Source organism: Pseudomonas retamae (assembly GCF_043496865.1).
GTDB lineage: Bacteria > Pseudomonadota > Gammaproteobacteria > Pseudomonadales > Pseudomonadaceae > Aquipseudomonas > Aquipseudomonas retamae.
Map to the genome: position 1 here is coordinate 58,440 of NZ_JBIEIL010000017.1, position 20,153 is coordinate 78,592.

A 20,153-nucleotide genomic window follows, 5' to 3' on the forward strand; every position below is an offset into this window, starting at 1 on the left:
GACCTTATTACCTGGTGCCTTATAAAGGCGTGGTGGAGACACCCGCCGCAGCGTAGTTTTCGAAACTGTTCATCTGCTTGGCAATTTGCGAAATCTTGTTGGCGTAGTTAGGGTCGGTGGCATAACCGGCCTTCTGCAACTCGCGTACAAACTGTTCTGGGTTATCGGCCGACTTCAGCACTTCTTGATAGCGATTGTTGCTCTGCAGCAACGTCACCAGATCGTGGAAGCTGTCCTTGTACGAGGCGTAGGAACGGAACTCGGCCGTCTCCTTGACCATCGCACCGTTGCGGAATTCGCTGGTGATTGCCCGGGCCGAATCGCCCTTCCAGTTGCTGCTCGCCTTGATGCCAAACAGGTTGTGGCTGCTGCTGCCGTCCTGGGCGCGCATGACCGATTTGCCCCAGCCGGTTTCCAGCGCCGCCTGGGCCACCAGATAACGCGGATCGACGCCGATGCGGTCGGCGGCTTCCTTGGCCATCGGCAGCATGGTGTTGACGAATTCGTCGGCAGAGCTGAAGGCTTTTTTCGGCGGTGCCAGCGGAATCTGCGCCATGGCGCGACCGTAGACCTGCATCTGCCCGCCAGCGGCAGCCTTCTGCTCTTCGGCGCGGGCCAGCCAGTCGCCGTTGTACAGCGGGCCGGAACCACCGATCGCCGGGGTCGCGGCACGTTGCGGCAAGGCGTTGCTTGCCGTGGCTGCAGCTGCAGCGGTTGAAGCAGCAGGCGCAGACGGCACCAGCCCGGCGAGCAAACGATCAGCCAGTTTCGGTGGCAAAGCCAGACGACGCTGATTGATCAATTGCATATCGTTGCGGTGGGAGATATCGGTGTTCGGCGCATTCACCGAACGCGACGCCCACAACGGCCGCTCACCATTGAGTCGCGACAACGGGCCGTTGGTAGCAACGGTACCGGCGGCAATCGGTGTCGGCACGGCGGCCGCCTTGGCCAGCGCTTCCTGTTGCTTGGCGGCAGACGCGGCCGCCGCTTCGCCCGGGGCCATCGGTTTGTTCTTCGACATCTGCCGGATCAGCACGTCAGCCAGGCCAATGCCACCGCCCTCGCGGGACATGGAAACCGCCAGTTGCTGGTCGTACATTTCCTGATACTGCTTGGCGGCCGGCGTATTCAGCGGGTTGTCCTGGCCGAGCGCGTCGGTGGCCGAACGCATCGACTTGAGCATCTCGCCAAGGAACAGCGACTCGAATTCCTGCGCAACCTTGCGCATGTTCTCGTCGCTGTTCTTGTCGCCGACCTTGAGCTGGTTCAGGCGATTGAGGTCGGAGTACGAACCCGAATCGCTGCTGCTGACCAGACCGCTTTTGCGCATATCCATGGTGGCCGGCCTCAGATCACGATCAGGTCGGCTTGCAACGCGCCGGCCTGCTTCAGGGCTTCGAGAATGGCCATCAAGTCACCCGGCGCCGCGCCGACCTGGTTTACCGCCCGCACGATCTCGTCGAGGGTGGTGCCCGGGCCGAACTTGAACATCGGCTTGGCTTCCTGCTCGGCATTCACCCGCGAACGCGGCACCACTGCGGTCTGGCCGTTGGACAACGGGCCCGGCTGGCTGACGATCGGGTCTTCGGTGATGGTCACGGTGAGGCTGCCGTGGGTCACGGCGGCCGGTGAGACTTTCACGTTCTGGCCGATGACGATGGTGCCGGTGCGCGAGTTGATGATGACTTTCGCCACCGCCTGACCCGGATCGACTTCAAGGTTTTCCAGGATCGACAGGTAGTCGACGCGCTGGCTCGGATCGAGCGGCGCGGTGACGCGGATTGAGCCGCCGTCAATGGCTTGCGCAACGCCAGGGCCGAGCATGTCGTTGATCTTGTCGACGATACGCTTGGCGGTGGTGAAGTCGGAACGGTTGAGGTTCAGCGTCAGGCTGTTGCCCTGGTTGAAACCGCTCGGCACCGAACGCTCCACCGACGCACCGCCAGGGATACGACCGGCCGACGGAACGTTGACGGTGATCTTCGAACCGTCGCGACCTTCGGCATCGAAACCACCGACCACCAGGTTGCCCTGGGCGATCGCATAGACGTTGCCGTCGATACCCTTGAGCGGTGTCAGCAGCAAGGTGCCGCCACGCAGGCTCTTGGAGTTACCGATCGAGGACACGGTGATATCGACCTGCTGACCCGGTTTGGCGAACGCCGGCAGATCGGCACTCACCGACACCGCCGCGACGTTTTTCAACTGCACGTTGCCCGATCCCGGCGGCACCTTGATGCCGAACTGCGAGAGCATGTTGTTGAAGGTCTGCAGGGTGAACGGGGTTTGCGTCGTCTGGTCACCGGTGCCGTTAAGCCCGACCACCAGGCCGTAACCGATCAACTGGTTGGAACGCACGCCGGAAATGCTGGCGATGTCTTTCAGCCGCTCGGCGTGGGCACCGAAGGCTGCCGACATCAACGCGGCAGCCAGCATCAGGTGTTTGAATTTCAAAGTCGCCACCTAGAAAGGGAACAGCGGGCTGAGGAAGAAACGGTCGAACCAGCCTGGCTGACTCGTATCGGCAAACGCACCGGTACCCGAGTAGGTGATGCGTGCATCGGCAACGCGGGTCGACGACACGGTGTTGTCGGTGGCGATGTCATCGGCGCGGACCATGCCGGCGATGCGCACCAGTTCGTCACCGGTGTTCAGGGTCAGCCACTTCTCGCCCCGCACGGCGATGATGCCGTTGGGCAACACATCGGCCACGGTCACGGTGATCGAACCGGTCAGGCTGTTGCTCTGCCCGGACTTGGCGTCACCCTTGGTCGAACGGTCAGCGCTGTAGCCGGCATTCAGGCTTAGGTCGCCGCCACCGACCGGGTTGTTGGTGGTCAGGCTGGAGCCGAACAACGAGGTCAGACCGATGCTGTTGTCGCTGTTCTTGTCCATCTGCGAGTTGGCGTTCTTGCTCGCCTGGGTGCGCTCGTTCAGGGTGATGGTGATGATGTCACCGACCCGGAACGCCTTGCGGTCGCTGTACAGGTTCTGCTCGAAGCCGGCCTGATAGATCGAGCCGTTGTTGGCGGCAGCCGGCAACGGTGTGCGCGGCAACACCGGGGCGTAATACGGGTCATTGGGCTTGGGCGTCGGAGCGACGCAGCCCGCGAGCGAGACGACCCCACTCAATGCCAGAACAGATACAAAGCGATTCATGACCCTACCTCACGGTGTTGCTGGCGACCTCAGGCCGCCCCATAGACTTGATTACAGATTCTGCGTTACGAACGAGAGCATCTGGTCGGCGGTGGAGATCACCTTGGAGTTCATCTCGTAGGCGCGCTGAGTGGTGATCATGTTGACCATCTCCTCAACGGTGCTGACGTTGGAGGTTTCCAGGGTGTTCTGCAGCGTGGTACCGAAACCGTTCAGGCCCGGAGTACCGACTTGCGGCGCGCCGGAAGCGGCGGTTTCCAGGAACAGGTTGTTGCCTACCGCTTGCAGACCGGCCGGGTTGATGAAGTCGGCGGTTTGCAGGTTGCCGATCACCTGGGCAGCCGGGTTGCCGGCGATGGTCACCGAGACGGTGCCGTCGCGGCCAACGGTGAAGGTCTGCGCATCGTTCGGAATGACAATCGCCGGTTCCAGCGCGAAGCCGCTGGCGTTGACGATCTGGCCATTGGAGTCGAGGTGGAAGGTACCGTCGCGGGTGTACGAGGTCGTGCCGTCCGGCTGCAGGATCTGGAAGAAACCGCGACCGTCGATGGCCATGTCCAGCGGCTGCTCGGTGGTTTGCAGGCTGCCGGCGGTGAAGTTTTTCTGGGTGCCGACAATGCGCACACCGGTACCCACTTGCAGACCCGACGGCAGTTCGCTGTCCTGGGTCGACTGGGCGCCAGGCTGACGCTTGATCTGATAGAGCAGGTCCTGGAACTCGGCGCGATCACGTTTGAAACCCGTGGTCGAAACGTTCGCCAGGTTGTTGGAAATGGTGGTCAGGTTGGTGTCCTGGGCGGACAGACCGGTTTTGGCAACCCATAGAGCCGGAAGCATTCGATTCTCCTCGTGCGCCTGTTTTACGGCGCGACGTTCTGATAATTAGCTGATCTGCAAGACCCGAGCCATGGCCTGGTCGTCGTCTTTGGCGGTGTTCATCATCTTGACGTGCAACTCGAACTGCTTGGCCAGGGCCAGCACCGAGGTCATCTCTTCCACGGCGTTGACGTTGCTCGACTCAAGGAAACCCGAGACCAGTTTGACGTTGGCATCGGCCGGCGCCGGTTGGCCGTCCTTGGTGTAAATCGAGCCGTCGAGGCCTTTGTTCATGTTCTTGATGTCGGGGTTGACCAGTTTGATCCGGTCGACTTCGGCCATGACCCGTGGGCCCTCGCCCATCGCCCGAATGCTGATGGTGCCGTCTTCGCCGACTTCGATCTGCTGCTCGGGTGGCACGGCGATCGGACCGCCATTGCCCATCACCGGCATCCCGTTGCCGGCACGCAGCACGCCGAGCGCATCGACGTTGAGGCTGCCGGTGCGCACGTAGCTTTCGCCGCCATTGGGGTTCTGCACGGCGATCCAGCCATTGCCGCTCACGGCGACGTCGAGGTCACGGCCGGTCTGCACCAGCGAGCCCGGAGTGAAGTCGGTGGCGGGCCGTTCGCTCATGGCAAACGCACGCGCCGGAAAGCTGTCACCGAACACCGGCATCGAACGCGCCTGTTCCAGGTCGCGCTGAAAACCGTTGGTGGAGATGTTCGCCAGGTTGTTGGCATGCGCCCGCTGCGCCAGTGCGTTCTGGCTGGCGCCGGTCATTGCCACATAAAGGTACTTGTCCACACTCTTTCCTCTGCATGCCGGACGTTTGCCGCCCACCGCTGTACTGCTGAGCCATAAGCAATTAGCAGACCAACTTTTTATTGGCGGCCCGAGACCCGGTAAACAAAGGGTTTCAAGGATTCAGAGGGGAAATTTGAAATGTATCGAAGACGAAAAACCGGCGGCTTCCTGCCGGTGGGTGGCAAAGCCTGGCGATGAGGTTGCCTGCTCTACCGCTTTCGCGAGCAGGCTCGCTCCCACAGGAAAATGCATTCCAACTGTGGGAGCGAGCCTGCTCGCGAAGACGGCAGTGCAGGCAACGCATCTGTGGGCTATGACTCTGATCGTTCCCACGCTCTGCGTGGGAATGCAGCCCGGGACGCTCCGCGTCCCAACAGCGGACGCAGAGCGTCCATTGAGGCGTTCCCACGCGGAGCATGGGAACGATCAGGTGCTGCTCACATCTTTGCCGACTTCGTATTCACGCAGTTTGTTAGCAATCGTCGTGTGGGAAACGCCGAGCCGCTTGCCCAGTTGCCGACTGCTCGGATGTTCGGAATACAAGCGCTCCAGCACGGCTTTCTCGAAGCGCCCGACGATCTCGTCAAGATTCCCATCGAGAGAAAAATCGCCAAGCGGCTGACGCACGCCGTAATCCGGCAGGCGAATATGTTCGGCCTTGACCTTACCGCCGTCACACAGCGACACCGCCTGAAACAGCACATTCTCCAGTTGCCGCACGTTGCCCGGCCAGTGGTAATGGCTGAGCCGGTCCATCGCTGCCGGCGCCAGTTTCGGCAGCGCGCAACCGATCTGCCGGCTGGCCTGATCGAGGAAGTGTTCGACCAGTGGCGTCAAACCGTCGAGGCATTCACGCAGCGGCGGGATGTGCAGCGACAGCACGTTCAAGCGGTGATACAAATCCTGACGAAACTCGCCGCGCGCGCACAGCTCGGACAAGTCCACCTGGGTCGCGCAGATCACCCGCACATCCAGATAAACCTCTTCATCACTGCCGACGCGACGAAAGCAGCCATCCTGCAAAAAGCGCAGCAGTTTGACCTGCAAGCGCGGGCTCATTTCGCCGACGCCGTCGAGAAACAGCGTGCCGCCGGCGGTCAGTTCCAGCAAACCGAGTTTGCCTTCGGCGCGCGCGCCTTCGAACGCGCCGGGGCCATAGCCGAACAGCTCGGTCTCGGCCATCGACTCAGGCAGCCCGGCACAGTTGAGCGCCATCAGCGGCGACTGCCCGCGCGGACTGGCGAGGTGGCAGGCGCGCGCAAGCAATTCCTTGCCGGTGCCGGTTTCGCCTTCTATTAATAGCGGTGCGTCGAGAGGTGCCATGCGCCGCGCTTCACGGACCACGGCCGCCATGACTTTCGAGCTCTGAAAGATGCTGTCGAAGCCGCGCAGCTCCTGCTTGCGTACGTTATAGATACGCTCGCCGACGCGGTCAGCGCGATGCAGCGTCAGCACTGCACCGGCCATGGCCTCGCTGTCGTCGTGCTCCGATTGCAGCGGCGCGATGTCGGCCAGAAAGACGTCGCCCTTGACCTTGACGCGCATGCCGTTGATTCGCGATTTGTTGGCGCGCACCAGTTCCGGCAAGTCGAAATCTTCGGCGTAACGCGACAGCGGGATGCCCGGCACCTCGTCGACGCGCACGCCGAGCAACTGCGCCGCCGCGCGGTTGGCGGCGACGATCGAACCGCCCATGTCGATCGACAACACCGGAAACTCCAGCGCCCCGAGCAATGCGTTCAACTCCATGTGCCGGCGCTCGCTGGGCATCAGCCCGACCCGTTTGACGCCGAACACCCCGCCAATCGCCTCGAACTTCGGCCGCAGGGCCTGGAACTGGATGTTGATCAGGTTCGGGCAGTGCAGATAGATCGCATTGCCGTGCTCACCACCCACCTCACCGCGCGCGACGTTGATGCCGTAAGCCACGAGCAGGTTGAGAATGTCGCGCAGGATGCCGATGCGGTTCTGGCAGTGGACTTTGATGCGCATAAAAAGAGGCCCGACAAAAGTGGAGGTTAAACACAGCCCCTGTGGGAGCGAGCCTGCTCGCGAAGGCGTCAGCACATCCAAAAATGAAGTGTCAGACAGACCGCTTTCGCGAGCAGGCTCGCTCCCACAGGGTTTTACCGCGCGCTGAGACCGACTTTCTGTCGAGGCACACAGATTGTTGTCAAGATTATGTGACAGCCACCGCCCTTTTCAAACCCGCCAATCGCCGCAAATGCGACTTATCCGGCAAAGCGTAACGATAATTTTACGAATTCATGAGAAATTTCCTACGCGCAGACCATTCAACTTGCTGCAACTCCCACGTTCTCGGGTAATCCTCTGTCCATCGCTGGATATAACAAAAACGAATTCCCCCTAGCAGGAGAGCAGCATGAAGCAGACGCAATACGTGGCCCGCGAGCCCGATGCGCAAGGTTTTATCGACTACCCCGCCGAAGAACATGCGGTGTGGAACACGCTGATCACTCGCCAGTTGAAGGTGATTGAAGGTCGTGCGTGCCAGGAGTACCTGGACGGTATCGAAAAACTCGGTCTGCCCCACGACCGCATCCCGCAGCTCGGCGAGATCAACAAGGTGCTCGGCGAAACCACCGGCTGGCAAGTCGCGCGCGTGCCAGCGCTGATTCCCTTCCAGACGTTTTTTGAATTGCTCGCCAGCAAGCAGTTTCCCGTCGCGACGTTTATTCGCACCCGCGAAGAACTGGATTACCTGCAAGAGCCGGATATTTTCCACGAGATCTTCGGACACTGCCCGCTGCTGACCAACCCGTACTTCGCTGAATTCACCCATACCTACGGCAAGCTCGGCCTGCAAGCGACCAAGGAAGAACGCGTGTATCTGGCGCGCCTGTACTGGATGACCATCGAATTCGGTCTGGTCGATACGCCGCAAGGCAAACGCATTTACGGTGGCGGCATTCTGTCGTCGCCAAAAGAAACCGTTTACTGCCTGTCAGACGAGCCTGAGCATCAAGCCTTCGATCCGCTCGAAGCGATGCGCACGCCGTATCGCATCGACATCCTGCAGCCGCTGTATTTTGTTCTGCCCAACCTCAAGCGCCTGTTCGACGTCGCGCATGAAGACATCATGGCCATGGTGCGCCAGGGCATGCAGTTGGGCTTGCACGCGCCAAAATTTCCGCCGAAACCCAAAGCCGCCTGAACCGCGACTTTTGCTGACAATTGCGCCTGTGCGTCGCCGCCACTTTGGTTTAGCGTGGCGGTACCGACGGGCGCACACCCTTGAATAAAAAACACACTGATTTCAGGAACCGACCATGTCCACTTTGAACCAAGCCCACTGCGAAGCCTGCCGCGCCGATGCGCCACAAGTCAGCGACGAAGAACTGCCGATCCTGATCAAGCAGATCCCTGACTGGAACATCGAAGTCCGCGACGGCATCATGCAGCTGGAGAAAGTCTTCCTGTTCAAGAACTTCAAGCACGCGCTGGCGTTCACCAACGCCGTCGGCGAAATCTCCGAGGCCGAAGGTCACCACCCGGGCCTGCTGACCGAATGGGGCAAAGTCACCGTGACCTGGTGGAGCCATTCGATCAAAGGCCTGCACCGCAACGACTTCATCATGGCCGCGCGCACTGACGAAGTGGCCAAGACCGCAGAAGGACGCAAGTAATGCACTTCGACGCCATCGGCCGGGTGCCCGGCGACCCGATCCTCGGCTTGATGGAGGCTTACGCGCAGGACAGTAATCCGCGCAAGTTCGACCTCGGCGTTGGCGTCTACAAGGACGCCCAGGGCCTTACGCCGATTCCCGAGGCGGTGAAAATGGCTGAAGCGCGGCTGGTCGACAGCCAGGACACCAAGACCTACATCGGTGGCCACGGCAATCCGCTGTTCGGCAAGGTCATCAATGAGCTGGTGCTTGGCGCCGACTCGAAGCTGATTGCAGAACAACGTGCCGGCGCCACGCAGACGCCGGGCGGCACCGGTGCCTTGCGCCTGGCAGCCGACTTCATCGCCCAGTGCCTGCCGGGCAAAGGCGTGTGGCTGAGCAACCCGACCTGGCCGATCCACGAAACCATTTTCGCTGCGGCCGGGGTCAAGGTCAGCCACTACCCGTACGTGGGCAGCGACAACCGCCTCGACGTCGAAGCGATGCTCGCCGTGCTCAAGGAAGCGCCAAAAGGTGATGTGGTGCTGTTGCATGCCTGCTGCCACAACCCGACCGGTTTCGACCTCAGCCATGACGACTGGCAGCGCGTGCTCGAGGTCGTGCGCAGCCGTGATCTGCTGCCGCTGATCGACTTCGCTTATCAAGGCTTTGGCGACGGTCTGGAGCAGGACGCCTGGTCGACGCGGTTGTTCGCGGCACAGGTGCCCGAGTTGTTGATCACCAGCTCCTGCTCGAAGAACTTCGGTCTGTACCGCGACCGCACCGGGGCGCTGATCGTCTGCGCGAAAAGCGCTGACAAGCTGATCGACATTCGCAGCCAACTGGCCAACATCGCCCGCAACCTGTGGTCGACGCCGCCGGATCATGGTGCTGCGGTGGTCGCGACGATCCTTGCCGATCCAGAGCTGAAAGCGCGCTGGGCCGATGAAGTGGAAGCCATGCGCCTGCGCATCGCGCAATTGCGCAGCGGTCTGGTCGAGGCGCTGGAACCGCACGGTTTGCGCGAGCGCTTTGCGCACATCGGCGCGCAGCGTGGGATGTTCTCCTACACCGGGTTGTCGCCGGAGCAGGTCAAGCATCTGCGCGAGCGGCACAGCGTGTACATGGTCAGCTCCGGCCGGGCCAACGTCGCCGGCATCGACGCCACCCGCCTCGCCTTGCTCGCCGACGCCATCGCTGACGCCTGCAAATAACCTCGCTGACGGATCGTTCCCACGCTCCGCGTGGGAACGCCTCTTCGGACGCTCCGCGTTCGGCTTTGAAGGAACGCAGAGCGTCCCGGGCTGCATTCCCACGCAGAGCGTGGGAACGATCAATTCCCCGTGGGAGCGAGCCTGCTCGCGAAGGCGGTGTGTCATTTAACGCAAATGTTGCCTGACACACTGCCTTCGCGAGCAGGCTCGCTCCCACATTGGTTCTAAGATGAGCCTTCCTCCCTGCGGCCATCTGTCGCATTAATTTGAATTAAAAGTCTGATTGTCATTTTTCCTGCTGTATCCTGCGCAGGCTTTGTAAAAGCGCGGAGCACCTGATCTATCAACAGACTTAGCGAGGAGCGCAACCATGCACGAGATTCCTAATCTCCCCTTCCCAAGCCTGCACGTACCTGAGCAGACGACCCCGCAACACGCCGGCGCCGAAAAGCCCGAGCCGCAAGAAGCCGCTGACAGCCGCAAAGCCGACAGCGAAGCGTAAGACCCGCCGTACAGACCGTGTGGAAAGCGCTAACATGCGCTTTCCACACTGCCTGAAACCCGAGCCCGCCATGACCGACGAATTCTCCGAAAGCCAAGCCGCCGTCCTGATCGGTGCGACCGAGAAAATGATCGACATCTGGAACCGCCTCTCCCCGGAGAAACAGGCTGCCCTGCTCGCGCGTTTCGGCAGCGAAGAAAACGCCCTCGCCGCGTTGGTCACCACGCAACTGGTCGCTCCGGCCAAGTCCTGAACGCGCCGCCCGGCAAATAGTTTTACTTTTCCCCGCCTCTGATCGGTTCACGCCGGTATCATGAGCAGCCTATCTAATCTGCTGCTCCCGTGGATCGTTACCCATGTCGTCCTCTATACCCGCGCCCCAGCGCCCGCTGGCGGTTACGCTGCAAGTCGTTTCCATCGTCCTTTTCACCTTTATCGGTTACCTGAACATCGGCATTCCGCTGGCGGTGTTGCCCGGTTACGTGCACAGCGACCTCGGTTTCGGCGCGGTGATCGCCGGGCTGGTGATCAGCGTGCAATACCTCGCCACCCTGCTCAGCCGCCCCTATGCCGGCAAGATCATCGATAACCAGGGCAGCAAGCGTGCGGTGATGATCGGTCTGGCCGGGTGTGGCTTGAGCGGTGCATTCATGCTGCTTTCGGCGTGGACGCAAAGCCTGCCGTTGTTCAGCCTGATCAGCCTGTTGATCGGCCGCCTGGTATTGGGTAGCGCCGAGAGTCTGGTCGGTTCCGGCTCGATTGGTTGGGGGATCGGCCGCGTCGGTGCGGCCAACACCGCCAAAGTGATTTCCTGGAACGGCATCGCCAGTTACGGCGCGCTGGCGATCGGTGCGCCGCTCGGCGTCTGGCTGGTGGGCCGGCTGGGTCTTTGGAGCATGGGCGTGAGCATTGTCCTGCTGGCGGTGCTCGGCCTGGCACTGGCGTGGCCGAAGACCGCCGCGCCGATTGTTGCCGGTGAGCGCCTGCCGTTCATGCATGTGCTGGGCAAAGTCTTCCCCCATGGCTGCGGCCTGGCGCTGGGCTCAATCGGTTTCGGCACCATCGCCACGTTCATTACCCTGTATTACGCGACGCAGCATTGGGACAACGCGGTGCTGTGCCTGAGCCTGTTCGGCGCCAGCTTCATTGGCGCGCGGCTGCTGTTCGGCAACCTGATCAACCGCCTCGGCGGCTTCCGCGTAGCGATCGCCTGCCTGTCGGTGGAGACACTGGGATTGTTGCTGCTGTGGATCGCACCGGATGCACACTGGGCGCTGGCCGGTGCGGCGTTGAGCGGGTTTGGCTTCTCGCTGGTGTTCCCGGCGCTGGGCGTCGAGGCGGTGAATCTGGTGCCCGCCTCAAGCCGTGGTGCGGCAGTCGGCGCTTACTCACTGTTCATCGATTTGTCGCTGGGGATTACCGGGCCGTTGGCCGGGGCGATTGCGGCAGGGTTCGGCTTTGCGTCGATCTTTCTGTTTGCTGCGCTCGCCGCGTTGAGCGGGCTTGGCTTGAGTGTCTATCTATACAAGCACACCGCGAAATACCGCGAGGACTAGAAGTCGATCTTGCCGCGCCCGGCCTTGATGTCGCCGCGCTTGGACTTGGATTCGAGCCGGCGCTTCTTCGAGCCGAGGGTTGGCTTGGTCGGGCGGCGTTTCTTTTCCACTTTGGTGGCGCTGAGGATCAGCTCGACCAGCCGCTCCAGCGCATCGGCGCGGTTGGCTTCCTGGGTGCGGTATTGCTGCGCCTTGATGATCAACACGCCGTCGCTGGTGATGCGACTGTCACGCAGCGCCAGCAAACGTTCCTTGTAGAACTCGGGCAACGATGAGTTGGGAATGTCGAAGCGCAGGTGCATGGCGCTCGACACCTTATTGACGTTCTGCCCGCCGGCGCCTTGCGCGCGGATGGCCGTCAGCTCGATCTCGGCATCGGGCAGATGCACATTGTTGGAAATCACCAGCATGGAAAAGCGTCCGTATTCAGAGCGTGCAGGATAACCCGAAACAGCCCTCAGAGCCTGACGCAGGCTCACTTCCACAGGGGTTTGTGTGAGGCAACGAATCTCGGGAACACCACCAAAACAATTGTGGGAGCGAGCCTGCTCGCGAAGGCGGTGTGTCAATGGATGCAGATTTTTCTGATGGACCGCTTTCGCGCGCAGGCTCGCTCCCACAGGGTTCGGTGTGGCGCCACATATTGCCATTTCAAAACAACAAACCCGGCACTTGGCCGGGTTTGCTGTTTCTGCTTGAGCGGTTACTTGGCGATCACCGGGACCGCCTGCTGCGCACTGCGCTTGTTCTTGATCAGGTAGCAAACCCACATGAACACCACCCACACCGGAATCGCGTACACCGAGATCTGGATGCCTGGGATAAGCAGCATCACGCCGAGGATGAACACCACGAACGCCAAGCAGACGAAGTTGCCGTACGGGTACCACAGCGCCTTGAACAGCGGCGTCTGCCGGGTCTGGTTCATGTGCTGGCGGAACTTGAAGTGCGAGAAACTGATCATCGCCCAGTTGATCACCAGCGTCGCAACCACCAGCGACATCAACAGTTCCAGCGCATGTTGCGGGATCAGGTAGTTGAGCAGCACGGCAACCAGCGTCACCGCCGCCGACGCGAGGATCGAACGCACCGGCACGCCGCGCTTGTCGATCTTCGCCAGGCCTTTCGGCGCATCGCCCTGCTCGGCCATGCCCAGCAGCATGCGGCTGTTGCAGTAGGTGCCGCTGTTGTACACCGACAGCGCCGCGGTCAGCACGACGAAGTTGAGGATGTGCGCGGCGGTGTTGCTGCCGAGCATCGAGAACACCTGCACGAACGGGCTGCCGCTGTACGAATCGCCCGACGCGTTGAGGGTTTCCAGCAGGCTGTCCCATGGCGTCAGCGACAACAGGATCACCAGCGCGCCGATGTAGAAAATCAGGATGCGGTAGATCACTTGATTGATCGCTTTCGGGATCACGGTTTTTGGCTTGTCGGCTTCGGCTGCGGTGAAACCGAGCATTTCCAGACCGCCGAAGGAGAACATGATGATCGCCATGGCCATCACCAGTCCGCTGACACCGTTGGGGAAGAACCCGCCGTGAGACCACAGGTTAGTGACCGAGGCCTGCGGGCCGCCGTGGCCACTGACCAGCAGGTAACTGCCCAGCGCAATCATGCCGACAATCGCCACGACCTTGATGATCGCGAACCAGAATTCGGCCTCACCGAAGACTTTGACGTTGGCCAGGTTGATCGCATTGATCAGCACGAAGAACGCCGCCGCCGAAACCCAGGTCGGGATGTCCGGGGCCCAGTAGTGAATGTACTTGCCGACTGCGGTCAGCTCAGACATGCCCACCAGAATGTACAGAATCCAGCAGTTCCAGCCCGACAGGAAACCGGCGAAACCGCCCCAGTATTTGTGCGCAAAATGGCTGAAGGAACCGGCCACCGGCTCTTCAACGATCATCTCGCCCAACTGGCGCATGATCATGAAGGCGATGAAGCCGCAGATGGCGTAGCCGAGGATCATCGACGGGCCGGCGGATTTCAGCACTCCGGCCGAGCCGAGGAACAATCCGGTACCGATCGCGCCACCGAGGGCGATCAGTTGAATGTGGCGATTTTTCAGGCCGCGTTTCAGCTCGCCTGACTGCGAGGGTTGTCCACTCATGAAAAAGGTCTCACGCAAGGTTTGATGGTGTGCAGTAGACGTTGCTGCAAGGTTGCGATTTCAGGCAGCCCCGATCAAACCCCAGCGCAGGCACCAGGAGTTCAGCTTGTTTACAACGGTCATGCGTCACCTGCTTGTTTTTATCTGTGACGAAATCGAACCCGGCACGCTTGTGGCGCCACGGAGTGAACAAGGCGGATAGCCTTGAGATTTGCGCGATTACGCAGAGGGTCACAGTTAAAACGCGGCGCATTGTACACCGCTAACCCCCTGCTGCCAGACTCCGCTGGATCAGCGTGTCGGTTGCCGGGATTGCGTGTGTCCGCCCCGAGAGGTTCGGGCGGCTGCAAAAGTTGAGTCAGGCCTTTGCAGACCATCGGCGTGGACGAGGAAAAAACCGTCCCACGGAGAGAAATGGAGATCAGTCACGGCGTTCATTGCGCCTCCTTCTTGTTATGCACCTGCACGACAGGCATGGGCCGCATATCACCTTGCCTGCGCCGCTGAAACAAGCGCGCCAGAGCCTTGTACAGCCCCCGGCGGGACGGCGTTCGGCAGCTTTTCCTTACAGCGCTTCGCCTGTTGAACATTCAGGCGGTTTGGCGCTGATTTTCGTAAACATTCCCTGACAGGGCGTAACGCAAAGTTTCCATTTCAGAACAATCCGTAGGACGTCTGCAAATTGACGGTAGCTAGCTTGCTAACGAAGGCGGCGTTGCAGTTTTTTGTTTTCAAACAAGAAAAACCGCCGTTAAAAACAGAAAAAAAAGTCTATTTAAAAATTAAATGAATAATTTTTTGCATTACAAAAGCCGCTGAACTAGGTTTTTCACGACTCGCCGGCCACCTCGACCGGCCAGTCATAAACCGTGAAAGTCATCTAGGAGATCGACCATGCAAGCACTGGAAAAAGACTTGGATACCGAACTGCAACTCGACGAATGGTTTGAAGCACCGACCCATGAGGCCGCCGTGGAAATGATGCAAGCCGATGCAGTCGTGCCGTTCGGCACGGCGATGTGGCCTCTGTAAGACATCTCCGGGCAGGCACGGTCCGGCCGGTCGTGCCTGCTGCTTCAATTCCCGGTCAGTCAGGGAGGACTCATGGACAAGCCCCGCGCCATCTCGCATTTCCTTTACTACCTCGAACACCACCCTGCCCTTGCCGGCCTCGATTCGGCGAAGGTATTGCTCGGCCACACCGCCGATTACGAAGCCTTGACCGGCGCGATCGCCGAGCAGGCCGGTGAGCATCCGCGTTTTCGCTTCAGCGCCCGCCGCCTGGACCTGGAAAGCACCGCAGCGCTGGCCGAGGCAATTGCCGACAGCGATCTGTACATTTTCTTCTACGACTCTTCGACCCTGCCCAACCCGCGCCCCGACGGCCCGGAATTCGTCCGCGCGCTGCAAGCGGTGATGGCGGAAAACTGGAAGAAGTCCCTGCTGTTCAAGGATTACGGCGATTATTTCTACGACACCTTCAGCGTCACGCCACAGCGCATCGCCGGCCTCAACAGCCATTTGATCCAGCGCATGTCGCAGGCAACGACGCTGAGTTTCAAGGACGATGAGGGCTCATGGTTCGAAACGCCGATGAGCAGCATCAAGAAATGGACCGACATCAATGGCGTCGGCAACTTCGACCTGGCCCCTGGCGAGATCGCCACGCACAGCGAAGCCATCAATGGCCATGTGAAATTCAAGGGCACCTTCCTCAGCACCATTCCGTTTGCGCGCAAGTACGGCGTGCTGGAATCGCCGCTGGAACTGTGGATCGAGAATTCGACCATCAGCCGCATCGCCACCGATGTGCCGGGGCTGGAGCATGATTTCAACAAATACCTCGACGCCAACCCGTCGAACCGCCGCATCGAGGAGTTGGGGATCGGCACCAACGAAGGCGTGAAAGACCTGTACGCGCGCAATGCCGGGTTTGAAGAGCGGCATTGTGGGTTGCACCTGGGCCTGGGTGGCGGGGCCAAGGGCAGTCATCACCTGGACCTGATTTTCTCCGGCGGGGTGTTGGCGCTGGATGACAAACCGGTGTTCGATGGGCGATTTGTGTTTTAGGCGACTGACGCCTTCGCGAGCAGGCTCGCTCCCACAGGGGATTTATGTTCGACGCAACTCCAATGTGGGAGCGAGCCTGCTCGCGAAGAGGCCCAATCAGACGCTACATGAGTTTCGCCAGATGAAAAAAAACGCCAACCCTGCGGTTGGCGTTTTTTCATTCGGCACTAAACCCGATTACTCCGGCTTCTTGCGTCCAAAACCCGGACGCTGACCCGAGCCGGCCGGTGCGCCACGGCGCTTGCCCGAAGGCTTGTCGCCGTCGACCAGTTTGATCCCCGGACGCTTCGGCGCCGGTTTGGCCGGGCGCTTATTGGTGGTGTCGGCTGGACGATCCGCTACCGGCGTACCGCGACCGGCAGGAGCGCCACGCTCGGTGCGACCATTGGCCGGACGCGGAGCGCGCTCGCCGTCACGGGCCACTGGCTTGCGACCTGGACGCTCGCCTTCGATCTGCGGCTCACGGCTCGGACGCGGCGCGGTGGGCGCGCCAGCGGCAGGACGCAGGGTGCGCACGCGCTCGGTCTTGGCCATCGGCCGCGACGATTTACGCTGCATGCGTTCCAGTTTGTCCTTGCTCTTGGCGTTCAACTGCGGCATCGCCACCGGGGTCAGGCCGACTTCAGCGCTGAGCACGTCGACTTCGTACTGGCTCATTTCGCGCCAGCGGCCCATCGGCAGATCCGAGTTGAGGAACACCGGACCGAAACGCACGCGCTTCAGGCGGCTGACCACCAGACCCTGCGATTCCCACAGACGACGCACTTCACGGTTACGCCCTTCCATGACCACGCAGTGGTACCAATGGTTGAAACCTTCGCCGCCCGGTGCCTGTTGAATGTCGGTGAAACGCGCCGGGCCGTCTTCCAGCACCACGCCGGCTTTCAGACGCTCGATCATCTCGTCGTCGACTTCACCGCGTACACGCACGGCGTATTCGCGGTCCATTTCGTAGGACGGGTGCATCAGGCGGTTGGCCAGTTCACCGTCGGTGGTGAACATCAGCAGACCGGTGGTGTTGATGTCGAGACGGCCGATGTTGATCCAGCGGCCTTCTTTCGGACGCGGCAGCTTGTCAAACACGGTCGGACGGCCTTCCGGGTCGTCACGGGTGCAGATTTCGCCGTCGGGCTTGTTGTACATGATCACGCGGCGGACCGACTCGGCGGCTTCTTCGCGCTTGATCACCTTGCCATCGATGGTAATGGCGTCGTGCATGTCGACGCGCAGGCCGAGGGTGGCGTCTTTGCCATTGACCTTGATGCGGCCCTGGCTGATCCAGGATTCGACGTCACGGCGCGAGCCGACGCCGATACGGGCGAGGACTTTCTGCAGCTTTTCGCCTGCTGGGCCGATTTCCTGGTCGTCTTTCTGATTGATGTCACTCATCTGGGCACCTCCCGGTGTGGTCTGTTCAGGCGGCGCCTGAAGCATTGGAATCTGGTCTCCGGCCGAAGGGATCGGCGAAGGGTCGCGAATCATACGCGGATGTACGGCATTGCGCATCAGAGACTAGCTGATCGATCGCCGGTTATTTGTTTTTCCGCCGACCGGCACCGCGCAGTTTGATCAGGCGCAGCGCAGCTTCGGCGAGCACCGTGCGCTTGTCATTCTTGTCGAGTTTCTTCCAGGCCTTGATCTCGCGCTTGCTGCGGCCACAGCCCTGGCAGATGTCGTCGGAGAATTTGCACAGGCTGATGCACGGGTCTTTGGTGGAACTCATCGCAATCTCCAGAACGACATTTCACCCTGTGGGAGCGAGCCTGCTCGCGAAGGCGCAGTGTCATTCATTCATTGTTTATGTGAAACACCGCCATAGCGAGCACGCTCGCGACCACCAGGGTCTCACTGGTTTCTCAATAGGCGTCAGTCTTCGAACTCGCGCCGTTCGGCTTCGATGGCTTCGGCCAACGCGCGGGCTTCGGCTTCTTCTTCGCTGAGTTCCGGTTCCGGCTGTTCGAGGGCAGCAACGGCGGCCAGGAGTTTCTCACGGGCCTCGGCGACACCCAGAACGTCGTCTTCAGCTTCGGCTTCAGGCTCGGCTTCGAGTTCAACGTCGGGGGTCGGCGCTGGCTCGCTGACCGATGCTTCGCCATCCACGGCATCGCGCAGCAAATCATCGAAGTCGGTCTTGATCCCCTCCTCCATGCTGTCCAGCTCCAGCAGCAGGCTGTGGAAACTGGTTTCCTCTTTTTCTTCTTCCGGCTCGGCGCTGGCGTCGGCCAGTTCCTGCAGACTCTGCGGCACCGGCGCGTCGTCGAAATCAAGCACCGGTTCGGCTTCCATCTCGCGCAGTTCGGCCAGCGGCGGCAGGTCTTCGAGGTTTTTCAGGTTGAAGTGATCGAGAAACGCCTTGGTGGTGGCGAACATCGCCGGTTTGCCCGGTACGTCGCGGTAGCCGACGACGCGGATCCACTCACGCTCAAGCAGGGTTTTGGTGATGTTGCTGTTGACCGCTACGCCACGCACGTCTTCGATCTCGCCACGGGTAATCGGCTGGCGATAGGCAATCAGTGCGATGGTTTCGAGCAAGGCGCGAGAATAACGTTGCGGGCGCTCTTCCCAGAGTCGGCCCACCCACGGCGAGAATTTTTCGCGGATCTGCAAGCGGTAACCCGATGAGACTTCCTTGAGTTCGAAGGCGCGGCCCTCGCAGGACTTGCCCAGCAGGCTCAGGGCTTTCTTGAAGACTGCCGGCTCCGGCCGCTCGCCTTCCTCGAACAGTTCATACAGGCGCTCAAGCGATTGCGGTTTTCCCGAGGCCAACAGAAAGGCTTCAAGCAGGGGCGCCAGCTCGCGGGGTTCAGTCAGGTTCATACAAAGACTCGTTATTCGGCTCGGGCTCGCACGTGGATCGCGGCGAACGGCTCATTCTGCACCAGCTCGACCAAGGATTCCTTGACCAGTTCAAGGATCGCCATAAAGGTCACCACCACACCGAGGCGACCTTCTTCGGCGGTAAACAGCTCGACAAACGGCACGAAACCGCCGCCCTTGAGCCGCTCCAGCACATCGCTCATGCGCTCGCGGGTGGACAGCGCTTCGCGGCTGACCTGGTGACTTTCAAACATGTCGCCACGGCGCAACACTTCGGCCATACACATCAAAATCTCTTCCAGCGCCACGTCCGGCAACAGCTTGCGCGCACGGGCTTCCGGGGCATCGAGCTTGGGCACGATCACGTCGCGACCGACCCGGCTCAGGCCATCGATGCCTTCAGCAGCGGCCTTGAAACGTTCGTACTCCTGCAAGCGCCGGATCAGTTCGGCGCGCGGGTCGTCCTCTTCGTCTTCGACGGTTTCGGCGCGCGGCAGGAGCATGCGCGATTTGATCTCGGCGAGCATCGCCGCCATCACCAGGTACTCGGCGGCCAGCTCCAGCCGCACTGATTGCATCAACTCGACATAGCCCATGTACTGGCGGGTGATTTCCGCCACTGGAATGTCGAGGATGTTGATGTTCTGTTTGCGGATCAGGTACAGCAGCAGGTCGAGCGGGCCTTCGAAGGCTTCGAGGAAGACTTCCAGCGCATCCGGTGGAATGTACAGATCCAGCGGCATTTCCATGACCGCCTGGCCATAGACCATGGCAAACGGCAGTTCCTGCTGGGCGCCGGCCTGGGGATCGACGACGGTTTCCACTGCGGACATTCAGGCCTCGACCATGAACGGCGTCGGATCGCCGCAACCGACGCGGACCACTTCCGGGTCGTCGCCGGTCAGGTCAATCACCGTGGACGCCTTGATGCCGCCAAAACCACCATCAATGATCAGATCGACCTGATGTTCGAGCAACTGGCGCATTTCGTACGGATCACTGAGCGGGTCTTCATCGCCGGGCATGATCAGCGTCACGCTCATCAGCGGCTCGCCCAGTTCGGCCAGTAGCGCCAGCGCGATCGGATGGCTCGGCACGCGCAGGCCGATGGTGCGCTTCTTCGGATGCAGCAGCAGGCGCGGCACTTCGCGGGTGGCATTGAGAATAAAGGTGTACGGGCCCGGCAGATGCGCCTTGAGAATACGGAAGGTGCCGGTATCGATCTTGGCGTAGTTGCCCAGTTGCGAGAGGTCGCTGCAGATCAGCGCGAAGTTGTGCTTCTCGTCGAGCTGACGCAAACGGCGCACGCGCTCGATAGCGGTCTTGTCGCCGATCTGGCAACCGATCGCGTAGGAGGAGTCCGTGGGATAAATCACCACCCCGCCCTTGCGGATGATCTCGACCGCCTGTTTGATCAGGCGCGCTTGCGGGTTTTCCGGATGTATCTGGAAAAATTGACTCACATTC

The 20,153-nt window shown here is 60.9% G+C and carries 21 protein-coding genes; 8 read left to right on the forward strand and 13 right to left on the reverse strand.

The window, feature by feature from the left end; translation table 11 throughout:
* Positions 1–19: 19 nt before the first annotated feature.
* From flgJ to ACGSLL_RS25970, 6 genes are all read right to left on the reverse strand, one after another.
* The gene (gene flgJ / locus ACGSLL_RS25945; RefSeq protein WP_394508421.1) at positions 20–1,339 is read right to left on the reverse strand and encodes a flagellar assembly peptidoglycan hydrolase FlgJ; all 1,320 of its coding nucleotides are present in this window, start codon (positions 1,337–1,339) and stop codon (positions 20–22) included.
* A gap of 11 nt (positions 1,340–1,350) precedes the next feature.
* A complete protein-coding gene (locus ACGSLL_RS25950) occupies positions 1,351–2,439 on the reverse strand; it encodes a flagellar basal body P-ring protein FlgI (RefSeq protein WP_011333019.1) in 1,089 nt (362 codons plus the stop codon).
* 27 nt (positions 2,440–2,466) lie between these two features.
* Positions 2,467–3,162, reverse strand: coding sequence for a flagellar basal body L-ring protein FlgH (flgH, locus tag ACGSLL_RS25955; RefSeq protein WP_394508422.1), 696 nt, complete (start codon positions 3,160–3,162; stop codon positions 2,467–2,469).
* A 51-nt stretch (positions 3,163–3,213) separates the two neighbouring features.
* Positions 3,214–3,999: a flagellar basal-body rod protein FlgG gene (flgG, locus tag ACGSLL_RS25960; protein ID WP_090282324.1), complete on the reverse strand. Its 786-nt coding sequence runs from the start codon at positions 3,997–3,999 to the stop codon at positions 3,214–3,216.
* A gap of 45 nt (positions 4,000–4,044) precedes the next feature.
* Entirely contained in the window at positions 4,045–4,785 is a 741-nt protein-coding gene (locus ACGSLL_RS25965; protein ID WP_203421190.1) for a flagellar basal body rod protein FlgF, read from the reverse strand.
* A gap of 426 nt (positions 4,786–5,211) precedes the next feature.
* On the reverse strand, positions 5,212–6,777 hold the full coding sequence (locus tag ACGSLL_RS25970) for a sigma-54-dependent transcriptional regulator (RefSeq protein WP_394508423.1): 1,566 nt from the start codon (positions 6,775–6,777) through the stop codon (positions 5,212–5,214).
* Between the two features lie 391 nt (positions 6,778–7,168).
* Here ACGSLL_RS25970 and phhA point away from each other — a divergent pair, with 391 nt between their 5' ends.
* The 6 genes from phhA (at position 7,169) to ACGSLL_RS26000 (ending at position 11,683) form a co-directional block, all read left to right on the forward strand.
* Positions 7,169–7,960, forward strand: a complete 792-nt coding sequence (gene phhA, locus ACGSLL_RS25975) for a phenylalanine 4-monooxygenase (protein ID WP_208938267.1) — start codon at positions 7,169–7,171, stop codon at positions 7,958–7,960.
* A 115-nt stretch (positions 7,961–8,075) separates the two neighbouring features.
* Positions 8,076–8,432 carry a 4a-hydroxytetrahydrobiopterin dehydratase gene (locus ACGSLL_RS25980; protein WP_016771115.1) on the forward strand — a complete coding sequence of 119 codons (357 nt, stop codon included), beginning with the start codon at positions 8,076–8,078 and terminating at the stop codon, positions 8,430–8,432.
* On the forward strand, positions 8,432–9,625 hold the full coding sequence (locus ACGSLL_RS25985) for an amino acid aminotransferase (protein ID WP_394508424.1): 1,194 nt from the start codon (positions 8,432–8,434) through the stop codon (positions 9,623–9,625). The genes ACGSLL_RS25980 and ACGSLL_RS25985 overlap by 1 nt, the downstream gene beginning before the upstream one ends.
* A 370-nt stretch (positions 9,626–9,995) precedes the next feature.
* Positions 9,996–10,127: a hypothetical protein gene (locus ACGSLL_RS25990; RefSeq protein WP_258450101.1), complete on the forward strand. Its 132-nt coding sequence runs from the start codon at positions 9,996–9,998 to the stop codon at positions 10,125–10,127.
* 70 nt (positions 10,128–10,197) lie between these two features.
* Entirely contained in the window at positions 10,198–10,380 is a 183-nt protein-coding gene (locus ACGSLL_RS25995) for a hypothetical protein (RefSeq protein WP_038364048.1), read from the forward strand.
* Between the two features lie 103 nt (positions 10,381–10,483).
* On the forward strand, positions 10,484–11,683 hold the full coding sequence (locus tag ACGSLL_RS26000; RefSeq protein ID WP_394508425.1) for an MFS transporter: 1,200 nt from the start codon (positions 10,484–10,486) through the stop codon (positions 11,681–11,683).
* On the opposite strand, the gene arfB is transcribed toward ACGSLL_RS26000, so the two are convergent.
* Positions 11,680–12,093: an alternative ribosome rescue aminoacyl-tRNA hydrolase ArfB gene (gene arfB / locus ACGSLL_RS26005; protein ID WP_093103556.1), complete on the reverse strand. Its 414-nt coding sequence runs from the start codon at positions 12,091–12,093 to the stop codon at positions 11,680–11,682. The genes ACGSLL_RS26000 and arfB overlap by 4 nt on opposite strands.
* A gap of 293 nt (positions 12,094–12,386) precedes the next feature.
* The gene (locus ACGSLL_RS26010; protein WP_394508426.1) at positions 12,387–13,799 is read right to left on the reverse strand and encodes an amino acid permease; all 1,413 of its coding nucleotides are present in this window, start codon (positions 13,797–13,799) and stop codon (positions 12,387–12,389) included.
* Between the two features lie 894 nt (positions 13,800–14,693).
* On the opposite strand from ACGSLL_RS26010, the gene ACGSLL_RS26015 reads away from it, so the two are divergent.
* Complete coding sequence (locus tag ACGSLL_RS26015) at positions 14,694–14,831, forward strand: hypothetical protein (protein WP_003222780.1); 138 nt, start codon at positions 14,694–14,696, stop codon at positions 14,829–14,831.
* A 72-nt stretch (positions 14,832–14,903) separates the two neighbouring features.
* A complete protein-coding gene (locus tag ACGSLL_RS26020; protein ID WP_394508427.1) occupies positions 14,904–15,869 on the forward strand; it encodes a M29 family metallopeptidase in 966 nt (321 codons plus the stop codon).
* Between the two features lie 177 nt (positions 15,870–16,046).
* On the opposite strand, the gene rluB is transcribed toward ACGSLL_RS26020, so the two are convergent.
* The 5 genes from rluB to ACGSLL_RS26045 form a co-directional block, all read right to left on the reverse strand.
* Positions 16,047–17,258, reverse strand: a complete 1,212-nt coding sequence (gene rluB, locus ACGSLL_RS26025; RefSeq protein WP_394508428.1) for a 23S rRNA pseudouridine(2605) synthase RluB — start codon at positions 17,256–17,258, stop codon at positions 16,047–16,049.
* A gap of 142 nt (positions 17,259–17,400) precedes the next feature.
* The gene (locus ACGSLL_RS26030; RefSeq protein WP_394508429.1) at positions 17,401–17,592 is read right to left on the reverse strand and encodes a DUF1289 domain-containing protein; all 192 of its coding nucleotides are present in this window, start codon (positions 17,590–17,592) and stop codon (positions 17,401–17,403) included.
* Between the two features lie 143 nt (positions 17,593–17,735).
* A complete protein-coding gene (scpB, locus tag ACGSLL_RS26035) occupies positions 17,736–18,686 on the reverse strand; it encodes an SMC-Scp complex subunit ScpB (protein WP_394508430.1) in 951 nt (316 codons plus the stop codon).
* Between the two features lie 11 nt (positions 18,687–18,697).
* On the reverse strand, positions 18,698–19,396 hold the full coding sequence (locus ACGSLL_RS26040; RefSeq protein WP_172828192.1) for a segregation and condensation protein A: 699 nt from the start codon (positions 19,394–19,396) through the stop codon (positions 18,698–18,700).
* A gap of 123 nt (positions 19,397–19,519) precedes the next feature.
* Positions 19,520–20,149 carry an L-threonylcarbamoyladenylate synthase gene (locus ACGSLL_RS26045; RefSeq protein WP_016771124.1) on the reverse strand — a complete coding sequence of 210 codons (630 nt, stop codon included), beginning with the start codon at positions 20,147–20,149 and terminating at the stop codon, positions 19,520–19,522.
* Between the last annotated feature and the right edge of the window lie 4 nt (positions 20,150–20,153).